Below are 17931 nucleotides of genomic sequence, written 5' to 3'. Positions count from 1 at the left end.
GGCTCCTCGTCGGTTTGGCGTCTACAAAACGCCCGGTTGCGGGTGATGTTCGGAAGCGGTTTTGGCGGCTGGGACGGCATGTGTCAAGCGTGAGACACCACTAAGACATCAACCATTTGGTGGTTTGATCATTTTGAAGAGGGGTGCCGCTTTGGGCCAGTTGGTTTTGGTTGTTTTTTGGGCATTGTCGCTTTTAGGTGCAACAAGCCCATTCAGTATCGACGAGGATGAACCATGACCCAGTTTTTTGATGGCCCGAACGGGCGCATCGCCTATCACCATTCAGCGGGGGCAAAACCGACTGTGGTGTTCTTGTGCGGTTTCAAGTCGGATATGGAAGGCAGCAAGGCCACGCATCTCGAGGCTCAGGCCCAAGCAGCTGGTCGGGGTTTCTTGCGGTTCGACTATACGGGGCACGGCGTCAGCGACGGTGCCTTTGTCGATGGAACAATTGGTCAGTGGGCCGAGGATGCAAAGGCCGTCATTCAGAACGTCACGACCGGGCCGCTGATTTTGGTTGGGTCCAGCATGGGAGGCTGGATATCCCTGCTGCTGACCCGTGCATTGGGCGATCGGGTCCACGGCTTGGTCACAATCGCCGCGGCGCCGGATTTTACCGAAGATGGGTTCTGGGCCGAGTTCAGCGATGAGATGCGCAACACGGTGATGACTGATGGTCAGATCGCGATCCCATCAGATTATGGCGAACCCTATATCATCACCCGAAAACTGATCGAGCAAGGGCGCGAGAGCTTTGTCATGCGCAGCCCATTGGAGTTGCCAATGCCGGTGCGGTTTTTGCAAGGAACAGCTGATACAAGTGTATCGACGCAAACTGCACTGAACCTATTAGAGCATGCGCAAGGCCCAGATATGCGGCTGACTTTGGTCGATGGCAAAGATCATTCGTTCAGCGATGACACCTGCTTGGGCATTATAGATGCCACAATTTCCGAGGTTATCGGGGGTTAGGGCAAACAATCGCAGATCCCGCATTGAACTGACGCAGGGTTTCGTTTGGTATGGGGACAGGTTTTTCTACTGTCGCCACATGATCTTGGGAGGGACAACAACATGGCATTGAGCATTGCACAAAAGGCGGGCTGGGGACTGGCCGATATGGGCGTGAACGTCTTTGTCGTGGCCAAACAGCTCTTGGTGCTGGCGTTTCTAACCCAATACCTCGGCGTTCCGATCGCGTTGGCAGGGATCATGACGACCGGTGTCTTGCTGTTCGATATCTTTACGGACCCAATGATCGGATATCTCAGCGACAAGACGAACACGCGGTGGGGCCGGCGCGCACCTTGGATGATGGCAGGGGCGGTGGTTCTCGCGCTTGCGTTGGTCGCGCTGTTCTCGGTTCCTCAAAGGTTAGAGACATCGGGCAATCTAGCGTGGGTCTGTGGATTTTTCGTCGTGGCAACGATCGGCTTTACGATGATTGCCATCCCTTACGGTGCGCAAGCTGGTGAAATGACCCAAGATCCGCGCGAAAGATCCGCCATGACAGGTTGGCGCATGGGATTTGCGAGCGTCGGCATTTTGGTTGGTGGGGCTTTAATCCCCGCTTTTGCTGCTGCGATGGGCCACGCCTCTGCAATGGTCATCTTTGCGCCGGTGATTGTCATAGCAGTGTGGTTGTCCGTCTTTTTGACGCGCAAGGCGCCACGAATTTTGACGCCCTCGACAGAGCACTTCATGGGCATGGTGCGTTTGGTTCTGTCGAACAGGCCGTTTGTCATTCTGGTCGCATTGTATGGGTTTATGACCCTTGGCATCGCGATCTTGACGGCCTCGGTTCCATTTGCCGCGCTGTATCTCATCAATGATCCAGGAAATTCGCCGTTGTCGCAGTCGGCCACGGGCCTTCCTATGGAGAGCTTGATGTTTGCCGCATTCGTAGTGGGATCAATCCTATCGCAAGCGATCTGGGTTTTCTTGTCTGGGCGTTTGGGCAAAGTCGCGGCCCTTTGCTTGGGTTTAATGCTATATGTTTTGGTGCTGATCGGCGTCTTCTTGGCATTGCCGTCAGGAAACCTCGGCCTCGTCTTTCTCGTGTTCTTATGTGTGGGACTAGCGAATGGGGCCTACCAACAGATCCCTTGGGCGATCTACCCAGACCTGATGGATGTCACGCGCCGCCAAAGCGGTGAGGCCATCGAGGGCGCGTTTTCGGCTATTTGGTTGTTCGGGCAGAAGGTCGCTAACGCGTTTGGGCCGCTTGTCTTGTCGCTGATCCTTGGGTTTGCGGGATGGCATGAGGCGCGGGGCGAAAAGGTCGCGCAGAGTGCGGATGCTCTGGCCACATTGCAGGCCGCCGCCACGCTAGCGCCTGCTGTCATTCTGGCAGTGTCGGTGCTGTTCATCCTGAAAATCTACAAACCTGCGGTACATCATGCAGCCACCCAGTGATCCAACAGCCATCGACGCATATTTGGAAATGCGGGAACGTGGTGTGCCCGCGTTGCGGCATGATTGCGAAAAGCGTGTGTTGTGGGCCAATGAAGATCGATCAAAGACCCCAGTTTCTGTCGTTTTCGTGCATGGATTTTCGGCCAGTTCAGAAGAATTGAGGCCGCTGCCAGATTTGATCGCGAATGCGCTGGCCGCGAACCTGCATTTTACGCGCCTTGCCGGACATGGTCAGGATAGTGCTGCGATGGGGCGTGCCACAGCAGATGAATGGCTGCGTGACACCATTGAGGCCATTGATGTCGGGCGTGCGATTGGGAACGAGGTGATTGTTATCTCGTGCTCGACCGGTGGGACGATGGTCACCCAAGCGTTGGCCCCAAATGCCCAACGGATCAAAGCGTCTGTCTTTATTTCTCCGAACTACCGGCTTGCCCACCCAGTTATCAACACCTTGATCAACGCGCCGCTGACGCGTCAGTGGGCACCTGTCCTGTTGGGCAAAAACCGGACATTTCAGGGGCATTCTGAAATGCATGAAAAGTTCTGGACGACGAGCTATCCAACAGTTGCCGTTTTCACAATGGCGGACGCGATGCGAGCCTGCAGGGCAATCCGCGTCGATCAGATCAAGACGCCCGCGTTCTTTGGGTATTGCGAGGCAGACACGGTAGTCAGCGCTAAAATGACGCAAAAAATTGCGTTACGTTGGGGCGGATCTGCAATTGAGCATAAACTGGTTATGGGCCCTGATGATGATGCAATGGGGCATCTCGTGGCAGGCGATGTGTTCAGCCCATCGCAAACCAAACCGCTATCTGAAGCAATCCTAAGATTTATCGGTCAGCTTTGATTTTTGCATACGTATGCAATTTTGTGTTGATGTTTGAAAATCACCACGGCAAAGTACCTGTCGTATCGTGCGGATTCTCGCATCAAGGCAGGGGGATTTAACAATGGCAGAATATCTCAAGACGTCCAAAGCGGCGGCCGAGCGTGCCCAAGACGACGCCAAGGTCCGCGCGTCGGTCGAGGCCATATTGGCGGATATCGAAACACGCGGCGATGTGGCAGTGCGCGAATTGTCTGAAAAGTTTGACAGTTATTCACCCGAGAGCTTTCGGTTGAGCCAAGCTGATATTGACGCGCTGATCGCTCAGCTGTCACCGCGCGAGCTGGCTGATATTGAATTCGCTCAAGAACAGGTGCGTAATTTTGCCCAAGCGCAGCGGGATTCGATGCTGGATATCGAAGTCGAAACCTTGCCCGGTGTGATCCTGGGACACAAAAATATCCCCGTGCAATCGGTCGGCTGCTATGTGCCGGGTGGTAAATTCCCGATGGTTGCGTCTGCCCATATGTCTGTGGCGACCGCCAGTGTTGCAGGGGTTCCGCGTATCGTTGCGTGCACACCGCCGTTCAATGGAAAACCGAACCCTGCGGTGATTGCGGCTATGCATCTGGGTGGTGCCCACGAGATCTACGTCATGGGCGGCATCCAAGCTGTCGGTGCAATGGCAATTGGCACCGAAACTGTTGATCCAGTTCACATGATCGTTGGCCCTGGCAATGCCTATGTGGCCGAGGCAAAGCGGCAGCTTTTTGGGCGTGTTGGTATCGACCTCTTCGCAGGTCCGACGGAAACCATGGTTATCGCCGACGATACGGTGGATGGCGAGATTTGCGCGACAGATCTCTTGGGACAGGCAGAACATGGCTATAATAGTCCCTGTGTCTTGGTCACACATTCGCGCAAACTGGCCGAGGATACATTGGCCGAGATTGACCGCATTCTAATGATTTTGCCGACTGCTGACACGGCGTCTGTGTCTTGGGACGAATACGGGGAGGTGATCCTTTGTGCTGACCACGATGAAATGCTCGCGGTTGCCGACGATATCGCGTCCGAGCATGTCCAAGTCATGACGGACCGCGATGATTGGTACCTCGACAACATGACGTGCTACGGCGCCTTGTTCCTCGGGGCGCGAACCAATGTCGCGAATGGCGACAAGGTGATTGGCACCAACCATACATTGCCCACCAAAAAGGCGGGTCGCTATACGGGCGGTCTATGGGTTGGAAAGTTCCTCAAGACCCACAGCTATCAAAAAGTTCTAACCGACGAGGCGGCCACAATGATCGGTGAATACGGCAGCCGTTTGTGTATGCTCGAAGGGTTCGTCGGACATGCAGAGCAATGTAATGTTAGGGTGCGCCGCTACGGCGGGATCAATGTCCCGTATGGCGAGGGGGCCAAACACCGCGAGGCCGCCGAGTGAAGCAACGCATTGCGTCACTCGTAACGGCCTTTGACGGCGGGCTGGATGCTGTCCGTACCGCGATGTCTGATCTCATGGCACCAGGCGCTGTTGTTCATCTGGCTCACCCCTTTGAAACACTGGTTGGCCCACAGGGCTTGGTCGATGAAGCCTTTGCGCCGCTTTTTGCTGCGATCCCTGATCTAGAGCGTCGGGATATGATACTGATGCAAGGCACCACACCGAAAGGCGCGGATTGGGTCGGGGTGTGCGGGCATTATGCGGGGCGATTTGACGGGCCATTCTTGGGTATACCCGGCACCGGCCGCATGGTCGCGATGCGGTATCATGAATTCTACCGGTTCGAAGGTGGTCGCTGTGTCGAAGTTCAGGCGCTGTGGGATCTGCCAGAGTTGATGATGCAAGCTGGCGTTTGGCCGCTCGCCCCTGCGTTGGGCCGCAGTTGGCAGGCGCTGTCCCCAATCACCCAAGACGGGCTAGCAATCAGTGGTGACGGCACGGCTGCGATGGATGTGGTGATCGAAATGCTCACCCATCTTAGGTACAACAACGACGGGGTCGACGCGATGCGACTGAATGCGTTTTGGCATCCTCACTGTAGCTGGTATGGCCCTGCCGGTATCGGTACCGCGCGTGGGATCCATGGGTTTCGCAAGCATCATCAAATTCCGTTTTTGGACGCAATGCCCGACCGCGTGGGCGACCCGCATGGCGGGCATGCTTTTGCTCAGGGTGACTATGTTGGCTTTACCGCTTGGCCGGGAATGCACATGACGCTGACAGGCGGGGGGTGGCTTGGCATGCCAACGGATGGCCAACGCATCACGATGCGCAGCCTAGATTTTTGGCGGGTTCAGGACGGCATGATCCGTGAGAATTGGGTTCTTGTAGATCTGCTGGATGTCTACAATCAGCTGGGTGTCGATGTGCTCGCGCGGATGCGGGAGCTACAATAATGCGACGCCCACAAAGCATGTGGAGCCTCGAGACTTTGGGCCGCGTGCGACTGAGTAAGTATTTTTTTTATGCGCGAATTTCTCTACTCAGAGATTGCCAATATTCATCAGCTGCAAAATATTCCTGACAATCCGGATTTGGCGATCGAAACCGGATCGGTGTTTTGCCAAGAGCTCTTGGACCCGCTCGAAGAAACCTTTGGTCGGGTGGCCGTGCGGTCTGGCTACCGGTCAGCGGCGCTCAACGCCTTTGGGAACGAGCATAGATTGAATTGTGCGCGCAATGATTATCCCGAGGAATGCCATATTTGGGATTACCACACCGGTGATGCGCGTGTGGCTGGGGCCAGTATCGTGATCCCGTGGTTTGCTGATCAATACGAGGCGGGTCGCGATTGGCGTGATCTCGCGTGGTGGATCCACGACCATTTGCCGTATTCCGAGCTGTGGTTTTTCCCAAAACTCGCCGCGTTCAATATTGCATGGCGCCCCGCGCCGCGCCGTAGCATTTCTAGCTACATAGCGCCGCTTGGTCGGTTGTTGCGGGCTGGTGATGCGGCGTCTGAACCGCTTGCCAGCCGTCAGCGGCGGTACGAAGATTTCCTTGTCTTCAAAGGGCTTGCCAGCGCTGCATCGCAGGCCTATTTTAATTTTTGAACACGTATGCAAAGGTGACAATCCTATGACCCTTCCACAAACACCATCGTTCCGGTTGGACGGGCGCCGTGCATTTGTCCCCGGTGGGTCGCGCGGTATCGGTTTGGGGTGCGCTGTGGCATTGGCTGAGGCCGGTGCGCATGTGGTAATCGCTGCGCGTGGGGTTGATCAAACGTCCCAAGCCGCACAGGCGATAAATGACTCGGGCTTTTCCGCTGAGGCCGCCGTTCTCGATGTCTCGGATATCTCTGCGATCCAGTCGTTCTACGAAGGCCAAGAGCCATTTGATATTTTGTGCAACTCAGCTGGTGTCGCACGCCATACGCATACGCTTGATACCACCCCAGAAGATTTTGACGCGGTGTCTAACCTGAACTTTCGGTCGGCGTATTTTCTGGCGCAAATCGCGGCCAAGGGCATGGTTGGAAAGGGCGGCTCGATCATTCAGATCAGCAGTCAGATGGGCCATGTCGGTGGTCAGGAACGGGCGGTCTATTGCGGCACCAAACATGCGATCGAGGGTATCACCAAAGGAATGGCGATCGACCTTGGGCCGCACAACATCCGGTTTAACTCGATCTGTCCTACATTCGTAAAAACGCCGTTGACGGCTCCAACCTTTGCCGATCCGGACAAGGTGGCGTGGATCAAGTCCAAGATTAAACTCGACCGGATTGGCGAGGTCGAAGACATCATGGGTGCAGTGCTCTTTTTGGCCAGCGACGCCTCTGCGTTGATTACTGGCACGTCTATCCTGATCGATGGGGGCTGGACCGCTGGCTAAACCCGTCGAAAATAAGGTGACGTCCCTAGAGGTCGCAGCCAGAGCGGGCGTGAGCCAATCTGCTGTCAGCCGCGTGTTTTCGGGGGCTTCGGCCAGCGCCGAAACCCGCGCAAAGGTGCGCGCGGCTGCAGATGCGTTGGGCTACCGCCCCAACGTCATTGCGCGGTCGTTGATCACAGGCCGGAGCAAGATTATCGGACTGGTCGTCGCGTATCTTGATAACCCCTTTTACCCAGATGCGATTGAACGGTTGTCCAACAGCCTGCAAGAGCGCGGCTACCACATCATGATGTTCATGATGCGGAACCAAGACGCGGAGGAAGTCGAGCGGGTGTTCGAAGCGTTGATGTCGCATGGCGTCGACGGGATTGTCGCGGCGAGCTTGGGGATGTCAGATGTCCTGACCAAGCGCTGCGCGGATGCTGGTGTTCCCGTGGTGTTGTTTAATCGTGGCCAAGAGGGCCAAGGGCTTGGACAAGTTGTATCAACCAACCGTGCAGGTGGGGCATTAGCCGCGCGTGCCTTTGTTGATGCAGGCCACCAACGGATTGGCATGATCACAGGGTGGATGGGGTCGAGCACGGGGCGGGACCGCCGCGATGGGTTTGTAAATCAGTTGCTTGAAATGGGTGCTGCATTGGCTGCCGAACGAGACGGCCTCTACGAACGAGAAGCAGCGGCGAATGCCGCGCAGTCCATGGTCGAAGAGCACCACGTCGATGCGATTTTTGTTGGGAATGATCACATGGCAATGGCCGCAATGGATATGTTGCGCGGCCAAATGGGCCTGAGCGTGCCCAATGACGTTGCCATTATCGGGTTTGATGATGTGCCGATGGCGGCCTGGCCTTCGTATGATTTGACGACCCTCCGCCAACCCGTAAACCGAATGGTCGCAGCCGTTGTCAAACAGCTGTTGGCGAGAATTGAAGATACAGACAGCGCCGGACAGCGTGTCGAAATTAATGTTGAATTGAAACGACGCAGTTCAACGCGAGCCGTTCAAGGAGAATTCTAAATGCGTGGCTTTGACAATAAATTCAAAGATTTCCCAGACTACATTATTGGGATCACCAAAGAGATTTGGGAGGATCGGGGTTTGGGCGAGCGGATGGAGCAGTACTATGCCCAAGACGTCATTGTGCGCACGCCGATCACGGGCGTTGGTATCGGTGAAAAGCCGATGACCGCAGCTACGATGGCAACGTTGGTAGAGTTTCCTGACCGGACGTTGTTGGGCGAAGATGTGATTTGGAGCGGGACGCCAGAAGATGGCATGCTGTCGTCCCATCGTATTTTGTCAACTGCCACCCATCTCGGTGACGGATTTTTCGGCGAAGCATCAGGCCGTCAGATCGCGACCTATGCGATGGCTGATTGTTATGCCAAGGACAACCAGATTAGCGATGAATGGTTGGTGCGTGACAACGGTGCGATCGTGCGCGGGTTGGGGTTGGATCCCAAGGCATGGGCGCGAGAAAAGATCATGGCTGGCAAAGCCACGCCGTTTACCCCTGCGATTGACATCGACGGCCCGTACATGGGGCGCGGAAATGACAACGAATGGGGCGCAACATTTAGCAGCCATTTGAGCCGCATTATGCAGGCAGAGTTTTCGGTTATTCCGTCGAAATGGGATCGCGCCGCAGCGTTGTGTTATGCGGGTGGCATTCGGGGAGTCGGGCACAATGACGCCGATAGCTTTTGGCTAGGGCTGCGGTCGTCGTTTCCATCGGCGACCTTCAAGATCAATCACCAAATCGGCAGGGAAGATCCAATGATGCCGCCCCGAGCGGCAGTGCGTTGGTCGCTGGACGGAACGCATGACGGCTGGGGGACCTACGGTGCGCCAACAGGCGCGCCTGTGCACATCATGGGGATCAGCCATGCCGAGTTTGGCCCTTGGGGGCTGCGCCGCGAATATACAATTTTAGACGAGACAGCGATCTGGATGCAGATCGCGCAACACGAAGGGTAGAGACATCATGCAAGAGCGGATTGTCAGATATGGCGACCTGAGGCCGTGCAAAACCGCATTTATCGATGCGCACACACCGGGGTCCGATCAAAAAGAGAACTTTACGATCATTGGCGGTGGCGTCTCAGAGAGTGCCGATCAACACGTGCATATCTCGGATCAGATCGGGTTTAATATCGGTGCCGCTGGTCAGCCGCCCAAGTGTCGGAACTCTCTGCATTCCCACCGCACCGCCGAGGTCTTCTTTGTCTTGTCGGGCCGCTGGAGGTTTTTCTGGGGGCGCAATGGTGATGCGGGCGAAGTGACATTGGAAAAGGGGGACATCTTTAACATCCCAACCGGCATTTTCCGTGGATTTGAAAACATCGGTACTGATTACGGAATGATCATGGCGATCCTTGGTGGCGATGATGCCGGTGGCGGCGTGATTTGGGCCCCTCAAGTGATCGAAGACGCCAAGGATCATGGTCTTGTTCTTGGTGAAAACGGCAAACTTTACGACAGAAAAAAAGGTGTGAACCTGCCCGAGGATGTGGCCTCGATGCCGATTCTGACTCAAGCCGAATTGGATGGCTATCCTGAGCCGACAACGTTGGATATCGTGCCGCACTATGTCGCCCGCTATCTCGATATGATGGCGCTGAGCGACAAGCAGCCCGCACAGGTCATTGGGGAGAACGCGATGCTACGAGACAAGCCGGGTTTCGAAGTTGAATTCTTGAGCCGCTCGTCGATTTCGGACGCGCCCTATGATGCGAACCAGCACGAGGTGTTGATGGGAATGACGGGTCACTGGCGTGTGACGTGGGATGGGGGCGAAACTGTCCTTGCCCCGGGTGACACGATGGCAGTGCCGCCCAACATGCCGCGCAGCGTAACACCCGCGATGACGGGCGATGCGGCGCTATACCGAATTCGTGCAACAGATGATGCTGCCGGATCGACATGGACAGAATGAACAAGGAAAATCGAAAATGGTAAAAGTCACTCATGTCGGCAGCCTGCCGCGCACACAAAAAGTCGTTGATTTCATCTTTGCTCGTGAAAATGGTCAGGACTACGATCAATCTGAATTTGATGCAGTTATGGCCGAGGCGTGTTCTGAAACTGTCCGCCGTCAGGTTGAGGCAGGCGTTGATGTTGTCAGCGACGGCGAGACGTCGAAAATCAGCTACGCCACCTATGTCAAAGATCGCTACACGGGCTTCGATGGCGACAGTCCTCGCAATGCTCCTGCTGATTTGACACTGTTCCCGACGTTTCTCGAACGTTTGGCCGATGACGGCGGGACCCCGACCTATGCGCGCCCTGTGTGTGTGGGCGAAGTGAAATCCAAAGGGCAGGGCGAACTAGAAAAAGACATCGCGAACCTCAAAGCAGGCATGGCCGAACATGGGGCGTCCGAAGGTTTCATGAACGCGGCCTCACCTGGGGTGATCTCGCTGTTCTTGCAAAACGACTTTTACAACACGAGAGAAGAATACTTGGGCGCTTTGGCGGATGCGATGCGGGAAGAATACCGCACGATCGTAGACAGCGGCCTAATGTTGCAATTGGATTGCCCAGACCTCGCATTGTCGCGGCACATGCTGTTCCAAGACCTGACGGACGAAGAGTTTCTCAAGATTGCTCAGGGCCATGTCGAGGCGATGAACTATGCACTGGATGGGGTCGATCCAGACCGCGTGCGCGTGCATATTTGTTGGGGCAACTACGAGGGGCCGCACGTTTGTGACATCGATATGGACAAAGTGTTCAGCACCTTGATGGGCGTCGGTGCAAGCCAGATCCTGTTTGAGACATCAAACCCGCGCCACGCCCACGAATGGGCCGTGTTCCGCGACCGAAAATCCGAAATCCCCGACAACAAAGTTCTGGTTCCCGGTGTCGTCGACACCACCACGAACTTTGTCGAACATCCCGATTTGGTGACGCAGCGCGTGCAGCGATTTGTCGATATTGTTGGGGCGGACCGTGTGATTGCCGGGTCAGATTGTGGTTTCGGGACCTTTGCAGGGTACGGTGCCGTTGATCCAGAAATTGCTTACGCAAAACTCTCAGCACTGAGTGCAGGAGCAAAAGCGGTCGGACAGGCGTTTTAGCGGTTTTACGAACGGCAAAATTTGCTAAGTGTTGGCTATGACTGAACCGATCCTCTTTTTACCCGGCATGATGTGTGACGCACGGCTGTTTCAGCCGCAGATCAATGCATTGTCTTTGGACATGCCGGTTATGGTTGCGCCGATCACACGGGGTGAGCGTATCGAAGAGATCGCGTCGGATGTCTTGTCTGCCGCGCCAGCCAAATTTGCGTTGGCCGGTCTCAGCATGGGCGGCATCGTCGCGATGGAGGTTTTGCGCCGCGCGCCAGACCGCGTGACCCGTGTCGCACTGATGGATACCAACCCGCTGGCAGAAACCCCGCAGTATGCTGCCGCGCGCGAGCCACAGATTATCGCCGCGCAGACAGGTCGGCTGACGGATGTGATGCGTGACGAGATGAAGCCGAACTATTTGGCGCCTGGTCCACACCGCGCCGAGGTTCTACGCCAAGTAATGGAAATGGCGCAGGATTTGGGCCCCGAGGTTTTTGTTCGGCAAAGCCGCGCGTTGCAGCGGCGTAGAGATCAGCAAAGCACCTTGCGTAAAATCAAGATGCCCGCGCTCGTTCTGTGCGGCGAACATGATGCGCTGTGCCCGGTCAAGCGCCATACGTTTATGGCTGAGTTGATCCCCTATGCACGTCTTGAGGTGATTGCAGATGCAGGTCATCTGCCAACGCTTGAGCAGCCGGAACAGGTCATTGCGTCGATCCGTCGTTGGATGTCGCAGCCTTTGGTGCTGCAGTAACGACGTCAGGCAGCGGTGTTTGAATTTGCTGGCATCGGTGAGGCACTGTTCGCATCAATGAATTCCAGAACCAATGGGCGGATATTGTTCCGCCAGCTGCCGCCAGCAAAAATGCCGTAGTGACCCGCGCCGGGTTCGACATGAGATGCCTTTTTGCTGTCGGGCAGGCCGGTCAACAAGTCGAGCGCTGCAACACATTGGCCAGGGGCCGAGATGTCGTCTTTTTCACCTTCGACGGTTTTGACCGCAACGGTCGTGATCTTGCCAATGTCGACCATGCGGCCTGCAACGGTGAATTCGTTCTTTGCGATTTCGCCAGCTTTGAACACGCGTTCAACTGTCGACAGGTAAAACTCGGCGGTCATGTCCATCACGGCAAGGTATTCATCATAGAACTTGTTGTGCTTGTCGTGCTCGGATGCTTCGCCTTTGGCAACGCGCGAGATTTGATCGGTGAACGCTTTGGTATGCGTTTCGCCATTCATCGACACGAACGAGGCGAGCTGTAGCAAACCGGGATAGACCTTGCGACCGACGCCGGGGTATTTGAAACCGACCCGCTGGATCATCGTTTCCTCGAGCTGCCCCATTGTGACGCGGTTGCCAAAGTCCGTGACGTCGGTCGGTGTCGCATCCGGATCAATTGGGCCACCGATCAGGGTCAACGACCGTGGTTGTGCGTCTGGGTAGTCCTCGGCCAGCAACGCAGTCGCCACAAGAGTGAGCGGGGCAGGCTGGCACACAGCGATCACGTGCAGGTCGGCTCCCAACTCTTTCATGAAATCGACGAGGTAAAGCGTGTAGTCCTCAACATCAAATTTGCCGGCGCTGACAGGAATGTCGCGCGCGTTATGCCAATCGGTGATGAACACTTCGCAATCGGGCAAGAGGCTGATCACAGTCGAGCGCAGCAATGTTGCATAGTGACCGGACATCGGTGCCACCAGCAAAACACGGCGCGCCTTTTCCCGACGGCCCTCAACCTTGAAATGCAAAAGATCGCCGAACGGGCGGGCGACGACGACCTCGGCACGTGCCGTGCGGTCATTGCCATTTGGGCCGGTAAACGTTGGTAGGTTCCAATCGGGTTTCACGACCATACGCGCAAACGTACGTTCGGTGACTTCGCCCCATGCCTTCATCCATTCCGCAGCGGGATTAGGAAACAGGCTCATTGCGGGATAACTGCCCAATGCGTGAACAGATGCGCCTAACCATTGATTTGTATTTCGAATGGTTTCCATAAAGTCGTAGGTCAGCATATACTTCATGGGTGAACCTTTTACATGGTTGTTGCGATAGTGTCTTATGACACGACAGTAGTTTTCCTCTTCACACCTTGATAGGAAAAATGCTGCAACTGCACGGTAGGCGCTTGGAGTCGATATGACAACTAAAGAAACCGATGAAAATAACGCCGAAAGTCATGAAAACGAGCGGTTAGAGGCAAATATCGAAAAGATGGAGCAGCTGTCCAAACGTTTGGTCACCGTATTGAACCACAAACGTGAGGTGCCAGAGGCGCTCCAAGGGCCGAGCCAAGCGCTGTATATGAAGGCCGCGTCTGTGTATTTTGCGGAAATGATGGAGAACCCGACCAAGATGATTGAGCAGCAGGCGGGCTACTGGGGGCAAACGCTTAAGCATTACGTAGAGGCACAATATCAATTGGCGCAGGGCAAGCTAGAGGCGCCAGAAGATCCAACACCGTCGGACAGACGCTTTTCCAACCCCCTGTGGGAAACGCACCCCTATTTTAACTACGTCAAACAGCAATACATGATGAACAGCTGCGCGGTGCAGGAGGCTATGACTGGCATCGAAGGGCTAGAGCCAAGCGACAAGAAACGGCTCGATTTCTTTGGTCAGCAAATCCTCGATATGTTCAGCCCTACCAATTTTCTGGCGACCAATCCCGACGCGCTGAGCCGTGCGGTTGAAACCGAGGGGCAGAGCCTCGTTGATGGTCTCGAAAATCTGGTGTCCGATCTTGAAGCGAACCAAGGCGAGCTTCAGGTCACTCTTGCGGATAAGGATGCGTTTACGGTTGGTGAAAACCTCGCCACAACGCCCGGCAAGGTCGTGTTCCGCAACCGATTGTTCGAGCTTATTCAATACACGCCAACGACCGAGCAGGTGCACGAGACGCCGTTGGTCATCTTTCCACCTTGGATCAACAAGTTCTACATTTTGGACCTCAAAGCGCAGAATAGCTTTGTGAAATGGGTGGTTGAGCAGGGCTATACGTTGTTTGTCGTCTCGTGGGTGAACCCAGACACTAGTTATGCCGACGTGTCATTGGACGACTATGTGACCGACGGGTTCATGACCGCGATATCCGAGGTCAAAACGATCTGCGACGTCGATCAGGTCAACGTGATTGGCTACTGCATTGCTGGTACTACCTTGTCAATGACCCTGGCGTTGATGAAAAAGCGCGGCGACACATCCGTCAAATCCGCCACGTTCTTTACTACGATGACTGATTTTTCCGATCAGGGCGAAGTCGGCGTGTTTCTGGATGACGACTTTGTAGACGGTATCGAGCAAGAGGCATTGAGGACCGGTTTGCTCGATTCGTTCTTTATGCAGCGTACATTTTCATTCCTGCGCGCCAAGGATTTGATCTATGGCCCAGCGATCAAGAGTTACATGATGGGGCAGGCGCCCCCCGCATTTGATCTGCTGTATTGGAATGGGGACAGCACCAACCTGCCAGCGCGAATGGCCGTTCAGTACCTTCGCGGCCTTTGTCAGGGCAATCAGTTTGCCGATGGTGGGATCGAAATTTGCGGAGAAACCTTGCACCTGTCTGATGTGGATGTGCCTCTCTTTGCGATTGCTTGCGAGACGGATCATATCGCGGCTTGGACGTCCAGCTATCGTGGCGTGCAGCAGATGGGATCGAACAACAAGACCTTTGTTATGTCGGAGTCGGGCCATATCGCAGGGATTGTAAACCCACCGTCAAAAAAGAAATATGGGCACTACACCAATACTGATCTGAATGCAGACAGCACTGACTGGCAAAATGCTGCGATGCGGCATGATGGGTCTTGGTGGCCCCGTTGGGAGGGATGGTTATCCCAGATTTCTGGTGCAAAACAGGCGGCTCGCGCGCCAAATGCCAGCAATGATCCTGCGTTAGGAGACGCGCCAGGGACCTATGTCCTCAAAGGTTCAACTAGTTAAATCACTGTAAATACGGTCTTTCCCAAGAATTTTGCTGCGGCGCGGCAGAAATATCTTGAAATGCTGCACTGCAATATGCATATAGTTTGCAGACGCAGAAACGTGAGCCAAGCCGAACACCAGACCGACGGATCTCACATAGCACCGAGAGAGATTGACCAATGGCTAAAACACAAGATTTCACCGCTGTATTCAAAGACGTAATGGGTTCATTCCCAGTGGACACAAAAGCAATGGAAGACGCTTTCAAAACTCAGGTTACCCTGAACGAGAAAATGTCTAGCGTTGCGCTGACAGCTGCTGGGAAATCCGCAGAGCTGTCCACAAAATGGACAAAAGAGACAATCGCAAAGATGGGCGATCTGACCAAAGCAAAAGCTGAGCCTGCTGACTACGCCAAGTCGGTCACTGACTTCGCTTCTGCATCCGCTGAATCCGCTGCCGAGCACATGGCTGCGTTCGCTGAAATCGCGAAAAAAGTTCAGATGGAAACTGTTGAGCTAATGCTCGCAGCAGGCAAAGACATCTCGGAAGAGGCAACTGCCGCTGTCAAGAAAGCAACTGACGACGTGACTGCTGCTGCGAAGAAAGCAACAGTTAAGTAAATTTAGGATAGCGATCGCGTCCTCCCTCGCGATCTGTCCATTCAAGGGCGAGCCTTCCTCCCAAGGCTCGCCCTTTCTTTTTGTGCAAACGCGGCGTAGACTATTCTGCAACGCCGAAACAATCGGCAAGAATCCGATTTGGGAGAGATGGATTTGGCCGCCACTGATACACCTTTGTTGATCAAACGATATGCAAGCCGCCGTTTGTACAACACCGAAACCAGCGATTACGTAACGCTCGAAGATATTGCGGGTTTTATCCGTGAAGGGCGCGAGGTTCAGATCGTTGATCTCAAATCAGGCGACGATTTAACCCGCCAATACTTGCTTCAAATCATTGCAGAACATGAAAGCCGTGGCGAAAGCGTGCTGCCTGTTAGTGTGCTGAACGACCTCGTTCGTAGCTACACGACCCAAGCGACAAGCGTCGTGCCGCAGTTTTTGAAGATGAGTTTTGACATGCTGCGCGATGGTCAATCCAAAGCGATGGAGAGCATTGGCGACATTAACCCGATGGCGAAAATGCCTGGGTTCGATGCAATGCAGGCGCAGCAACAGGCGTTTATCAAGGCAATGACTGGCGGGATGATGGGGGCGGCTGCACCTGCAGCAGAAGCCAATAATTCCGAGGCCAAAGAGACAGATGATCTGACCGACATCAAAACCCAGCTTGCCGCGTTGCAAGAGCAGCTTTCGAAGCTGGGCAAGTAATCAACAAAACAGCGTCAGGACATCCCTATGATTAGGGATGTCCTGTTTTTGATCTAGGTGACGTCTGCAAAGACCTGTATCAGCGCCTTGTTCAATTTCTCAAACATCTCGTCCATTTGCGGTTCGGTCATGATAAATGCTGGGCACAACACGACGGCCTGCCCGAGAGGTCGGCAGATCAGTCCGTGATCCGTACATGTGTTTGCAATGCGTTCGCTGACCGACAGATCACTGGCAAAGGGAGTCTTGGTCGCTTTGTCGGCGACTGCTTCGACCGCACCCATCAGGCCTTTGCCACGTGCCTCGCCAATGTTGGGGTTCTCAGCGAGCCAATTCAATCCCGCTTCGAACTTTGGGGTCAGCGCGCGGACGTTGTCGATCAACCCCTCATTCATGATGACATCGATTGCTTTCAGGGCAATGGCAGAGCCGACTGGGTGGCCAGATGCGGTAAACCCGTGCGGGAATTCTTCGATCGCCTCTGATGCGGCCTGCAGCCGGTCCGTCAATTCAGGCCCCAAAATCACGGCACCCATCGGAAAATAGCCAGCCGTCAGGTTTTTCGATGAAATGATGGCGTCGGGTACAAAATCATAGGCCTCGCAACCCCATGTCTCGCCTGTGCGACCGAAACCGCAGATCACCTCGTCCGAGATCAACGGGATGCCATGTTTCTTCAGGATCGGTTGGATCGCTTGGAAATACCCTTCGGATGGTGGGATCACTCCGCCTGCGCCCATAACGGGTTCTGCAACAAAGGCGGCGATCGTATCGGCGCCTTCGGCGGCGATCATATCCTCAAGCTCTTGGGCCATGCGGGCTGTGAACTCGGTTTCGGTTTCGCCGTCGCGCCCTTCGCGCCAGTAGTGTGGGCAGGTGAGGTGCAAGAAGCCGTCCAACGGCAGTCCGAACACTGAATTGTATGGCTTGCCTGTCATTGAAGCGGAGACGGCTGTCACGCCGTGGTAGCCATTCTTGCGCGTGATGATCTTACGCCGTTGCGGCTTGCCCTCGGCACCGCCCAAGAACCAGAGCATTTTGACCAGTGTGTCATTCGCCTCGGAACCTGAGTTTGTGTAGAAGACTTTGCCGCTGTCATACGGAGAAACTTCGATCAGTTTTTCAGACAACATGACCGTCTGGTCCGACATCCGTCCAAAGAATGCATGGTATCCTGGGAAACGGTCGTATTGGGCCTTGGCGGCTTCGGCGAGGCCGGGGTGATCAAAACCGGCGACCATATTCCAGAGACCAGAGTTGGCATCCAGAAACTTTGTCCCATGCACGTCATAGACATAGGGCCCTTCGCCGTGGGTTAGGATCGTGGCACCGCGATCTTTGATCGTGGGCAGATCTGTAAAACCATAAAAGGAATGCGCATCCGCGCGGGCTTCCCAACTGTTGACTGCATCATCTGGCATCGGTCTCTCCCTACGGTGCTCTGACGTTTCCGCTAGTCTTGCACCCGTTGCAGTGCAGGTGCAATCACCGTAGCGTGCCC

Annotated in this window: 16 protein-coding genes and 1 pseudogene; 15 read left to right on the top strand and 2 right to left on the bottom strand. The window is 55.0% G+C overall.

The window, feature by feature from the left end:
* Positions 1–234: 234 nt before the first annotated feature.
* The 12 genes and pseudogenes from TR2A62_RS06350 (at position 235) to TR2A62_RS06295 (ending at position 11922) form a co-directional block, all read left to right on the top strand.
* Complete coding sequence (locus TR2A62_RS06350) at positions 235–972, top strand: alpha/beta fold hydrolase (RefSeq protein WP_009160425.1); 738 nt, start codon at positions 235–237, stop codon at positions 970–972.
* Positions 973–1074: 102 nt separating this feature from the next.
* Entirely contained in the window at positions 1075–2415 is a 1341-nt protein-coding gene (locus tag TR2A62_RS06345) for an MFS transporter (RefSeq protein WP_009159413.1), read from the top strand.
* Positions 2399–3268 (top strand): carboxylesterase, encoded by an 870-nt coding sequence (locus TR2A62_RS06340; RefSeq protein ID WP_009158827.1) that lies wholly within the window; start codon positions 2399–2401, stop codon positions 3266–3268. The genes TR2A62_RS06345 and TR2A62_RS06340 overlap by 17 nt, the downstream gene beginning before the upstream one ends.
* Positions 3269–3371: 103 nt before the next feature.
* Complete coding sequence (gene hisD / locus TR2A62_RS06335; RefSeq protein ID WP_009157608.1) at positions 3372–4697, top strand: histidinol dehydrogenase; 1326 nt, start codon at positions 3372–3374, stop codon at positions 4695–4697.
* Entirely contained in the window at positions 4694–5653 is a 960-nt protein-coding gene (locus tag TR2A62_RS06330) for an ester cyclase (protein WP_009160478.1), read from the top strand. Before hisD ends, TR2A62_RS06330 begins: the two co-directional genes overlap by 4 nt.
* A 17-nt stretch (positions 5654–5670) precedes the next feature.
* Positions 5671–6310: pseudogene (locus TR2A62_RS06325) on the top strand (hypothetical protein).
* 25 nt (positions 6311–6335) lie between these two features.
* On the top strand, positions 6336–7094 hold the full coding sequence (locus TR2A62_RS06320; RefSeq protein ID WP_009158257.1) for an SDR family NAD(P)-dependent oxidoreductase: 759 nt from the start codon (positions 6336–6338) through the stop codon (positions 7092–7094).
* Positions 7072–8112 (top strand): LacI family DNA-binding transcriptional regulator, encoded by a 1041-nt coding sequence (locus TR2A62_RS06315; RefSeq protein WP_009157548.1) that lies wholly within the window; start codon positions 7072–7074, stop codon positions 8110–8112. Before TR2A62_RS06320 ends, TR2A62_RS06315 begins: the two co-directional genes overlap by 23 nt.
* Positions 8113–9072: a polyketide cyclase gene (locus tag TR2A62_RS06310; protein WP_009160821.1), complete on the top strand. Its 960-nt coding sequence runs from the start codon at positions 8113–8115 to the stop codon at positions 9070–9072.
* A 7-nt stretch (positions 9073–9079) separates the two neighbouring features.
* Entirely contained in the window at positions 9080–10030 is a 951-nt protein-coding gene (locus TR2A62_RS06305) for a cupin domain-containing protein (RefSeq protein ID WP_009159173.1), read from the top strand.
* A 16-nt stretch (positions 10031–10046) separates the two neighbouring features.
* On the top strand, positions 10047–11174 hold the full coding sequence (locus TR2A62_RS06300; protein WP_009158682.1) for a cobalamin-independent methionine synthase II family protein: 1128 nt from the start codon (positions 10047–10049) through the stop codon (positions 11172–11174).
* Positions 11175–11211: 37 nt separating this feature from the next.
* On the top strand, positions 11212–11922 hold the full coding sequence (locus TR2A62_RS06295) for an alpha/beta fold hydrolase (protein ID WP_040820313.1): 711 nt from the start codon (positions 11212–11214) through the stop codon (positions 11920–11922).
* Between the two features lie 5 nt (positions 11923–11927).
* On the opposite strand, the gene phaZ is transcribed toward TR2A62_RS06295, so the two are convergent.
* Positions 11928–13193, bottom strand: coding sequence for a polyhydroxyalkanoate depolymerase (gene phaZ / locus TR2A62_RS06290; RefSeq protein ID WP_009157526.1), 1266 nt, complete (start codon positions 13191–13193; stop codon positions 11928–11930).
* A 115-nt stretch (positions 13194–13308) separates the two neighbouring features.
* Between phaZ and TR2A62_RS06285 the strand changes: the two genes are divergently transcribed.
* From TR2A62_RS06285 to phaR, 3 genes are all read left to right on the top strand, one after another.
* Complete coding sequence (locus TR2A62_RS06285; RefSeq protein ID WP_009158633.1) at positions 13309–15114, top strand: alpha/beta hydrolase; 1806 nt, start codon at positions 13309–13311, stop codon at positions 15112–15114.
* Positions 15115–15275: 161 nt separating this feature from the next.
* Positions 15276–15719, top strand: coding sequence for a phasin family protein (locus TR2A62_RS06280; RefSeq protein ID WP_040820311.1), 444 nt, complete (start codon positions 15276–15278; stop codon positions 15717–15719).
* 153 nt (positions 15720–15872) lie between these two features.
* On the top strand, positions 15873–16430 hold the full coding sequence (gene phaR / locus TR2A62_RS06275; RefSeq protein WP_040821213.1) for a polyhydroxyalkanoate synthesis repressor PhaR: 558 nt from the start codon (positions 15873–15875) through the stop codon (positions 16428–16430).
* A 53-nt stretch (positions 16431–16483) separates the two neighbouring features.
* On the opposite strand, the gene TR2A62_RS06270 is transcribed toward phaR, so the two are convergent.
* On the bottom strand, positions 16484–17851 hold the full coding sequence (locus tag TR2A62_RS06270; RefSeq protein WP_009160033.1) for an aminotransferase: 1368 nt from the start codon (positions 17849–17851) through the stop codon (positions 16484–16486).
* Positions 17852–17931: the final 80 nt, after the last annotated feature.

Source organism: Thalassobium sp. R2A62 (assembly GCF_000161835.1).
GTDB lineage: Bacteria > Pseudomonadota > Alphaproteobacteria > Rhodobacterales > Rhodobacteraceae > Thalassobium.
This window is presented reverse-complemented; position numbering and strand designations above follow the sequence as displayed.

Coding starts and splice junctions, on each gene's coding strand:
- TR2A62_RS06350 (WP_009160425.1), top strand. CDS start 235: ATGACCCAGTTTTTTGATGGCCCGAACGGGCGCATCGCCTATCACCAT.
- TR2A62_RS06345 (WP_009159413.1), top strand. CDS start 1,075: ATGGCATTGAGCATTGCACAAAAGGCGGGCTGGGGACTGGCCGATATG.
- TR2A62_RS06340 (WP_009158827.1), top strand. CDS start 2,399: ATGCAGCCACCCAGTGATCCAACAGCCATCGACGCATATTTGGAAATG.
- hisD (WP_009157608.1), top strand. CDS start 3,372: ATGGCAGAATATCTCAAGACGTCCAAAGCGGCGGCCGAGCGTGCCCAA.
- TR2A62_RS06320 (WP_009158257.1), top strand. CDS start 6,336: ATGACCCTTCCACAAACACCATCGTTCCGGTTGGACGGGCGCCGTGCA.
- TR2A62_RS06315 (WP_009157548.1), top strand. CDS start 7,072: ATGGGGGCTGGACCGCTGGCTAAACCCGTCGAAAATAAGGTGACGTCC.
- TR2A62_RS06310 (WP_009160821.1), top strand. CDS start 8,113: ATGCGTGGCTTTGACAATAAATTCAAAGATTTCCCAGACTACATTATT.
- TR2A62_RS06305 (WP_009159173.1), top strand. CDS start 9,080: ATGCAAGAGCGGATTGTCAGATATGGCGACCTGAGGCCGTGCAAAACC.
- TR2A62_RS06300 (WP_009158682.1), top strand. CDS start 10,047: ATGGTAAAAGTCACTCATGTCGGCAGCCTGCCGCGCACACAAAAAGTC.
- TR2A62_RS06295 (WP_040820313.1), top strand. CDS start 11,212: ATGACTGAACCGATCCTCTTTTTACCCGGCATGATGTGTGACGCACGG.
- phaZ (WP_009157526.1), bottom strand. CDS start 13,193: ATGAAGTATATGCTGACCTACGACTTTATGGAAACCATTCGAAATACA.
- TR2A62_RS06285 (WP_009158633.1), top strand. CDS start 13,309: ATGACAACTAAAGAAACCGATGAAAATAACGCCGAAAGTCATGAAAAC.
- TR2A62_RS06280 (WP_040820311.1), top strand. CDS start 15,276: ATGGCTAAAACACAAGATTTCACCGCTGTATTCAAAGACGTAATGGGT.
- TR2A62_RS06270 (WP_009160033.1), bottom strand. CDS start 17,851: ATGCCAGATGATGCAGTCAACAGTTGGGAAGCCCGCGCGGATGCGCAT.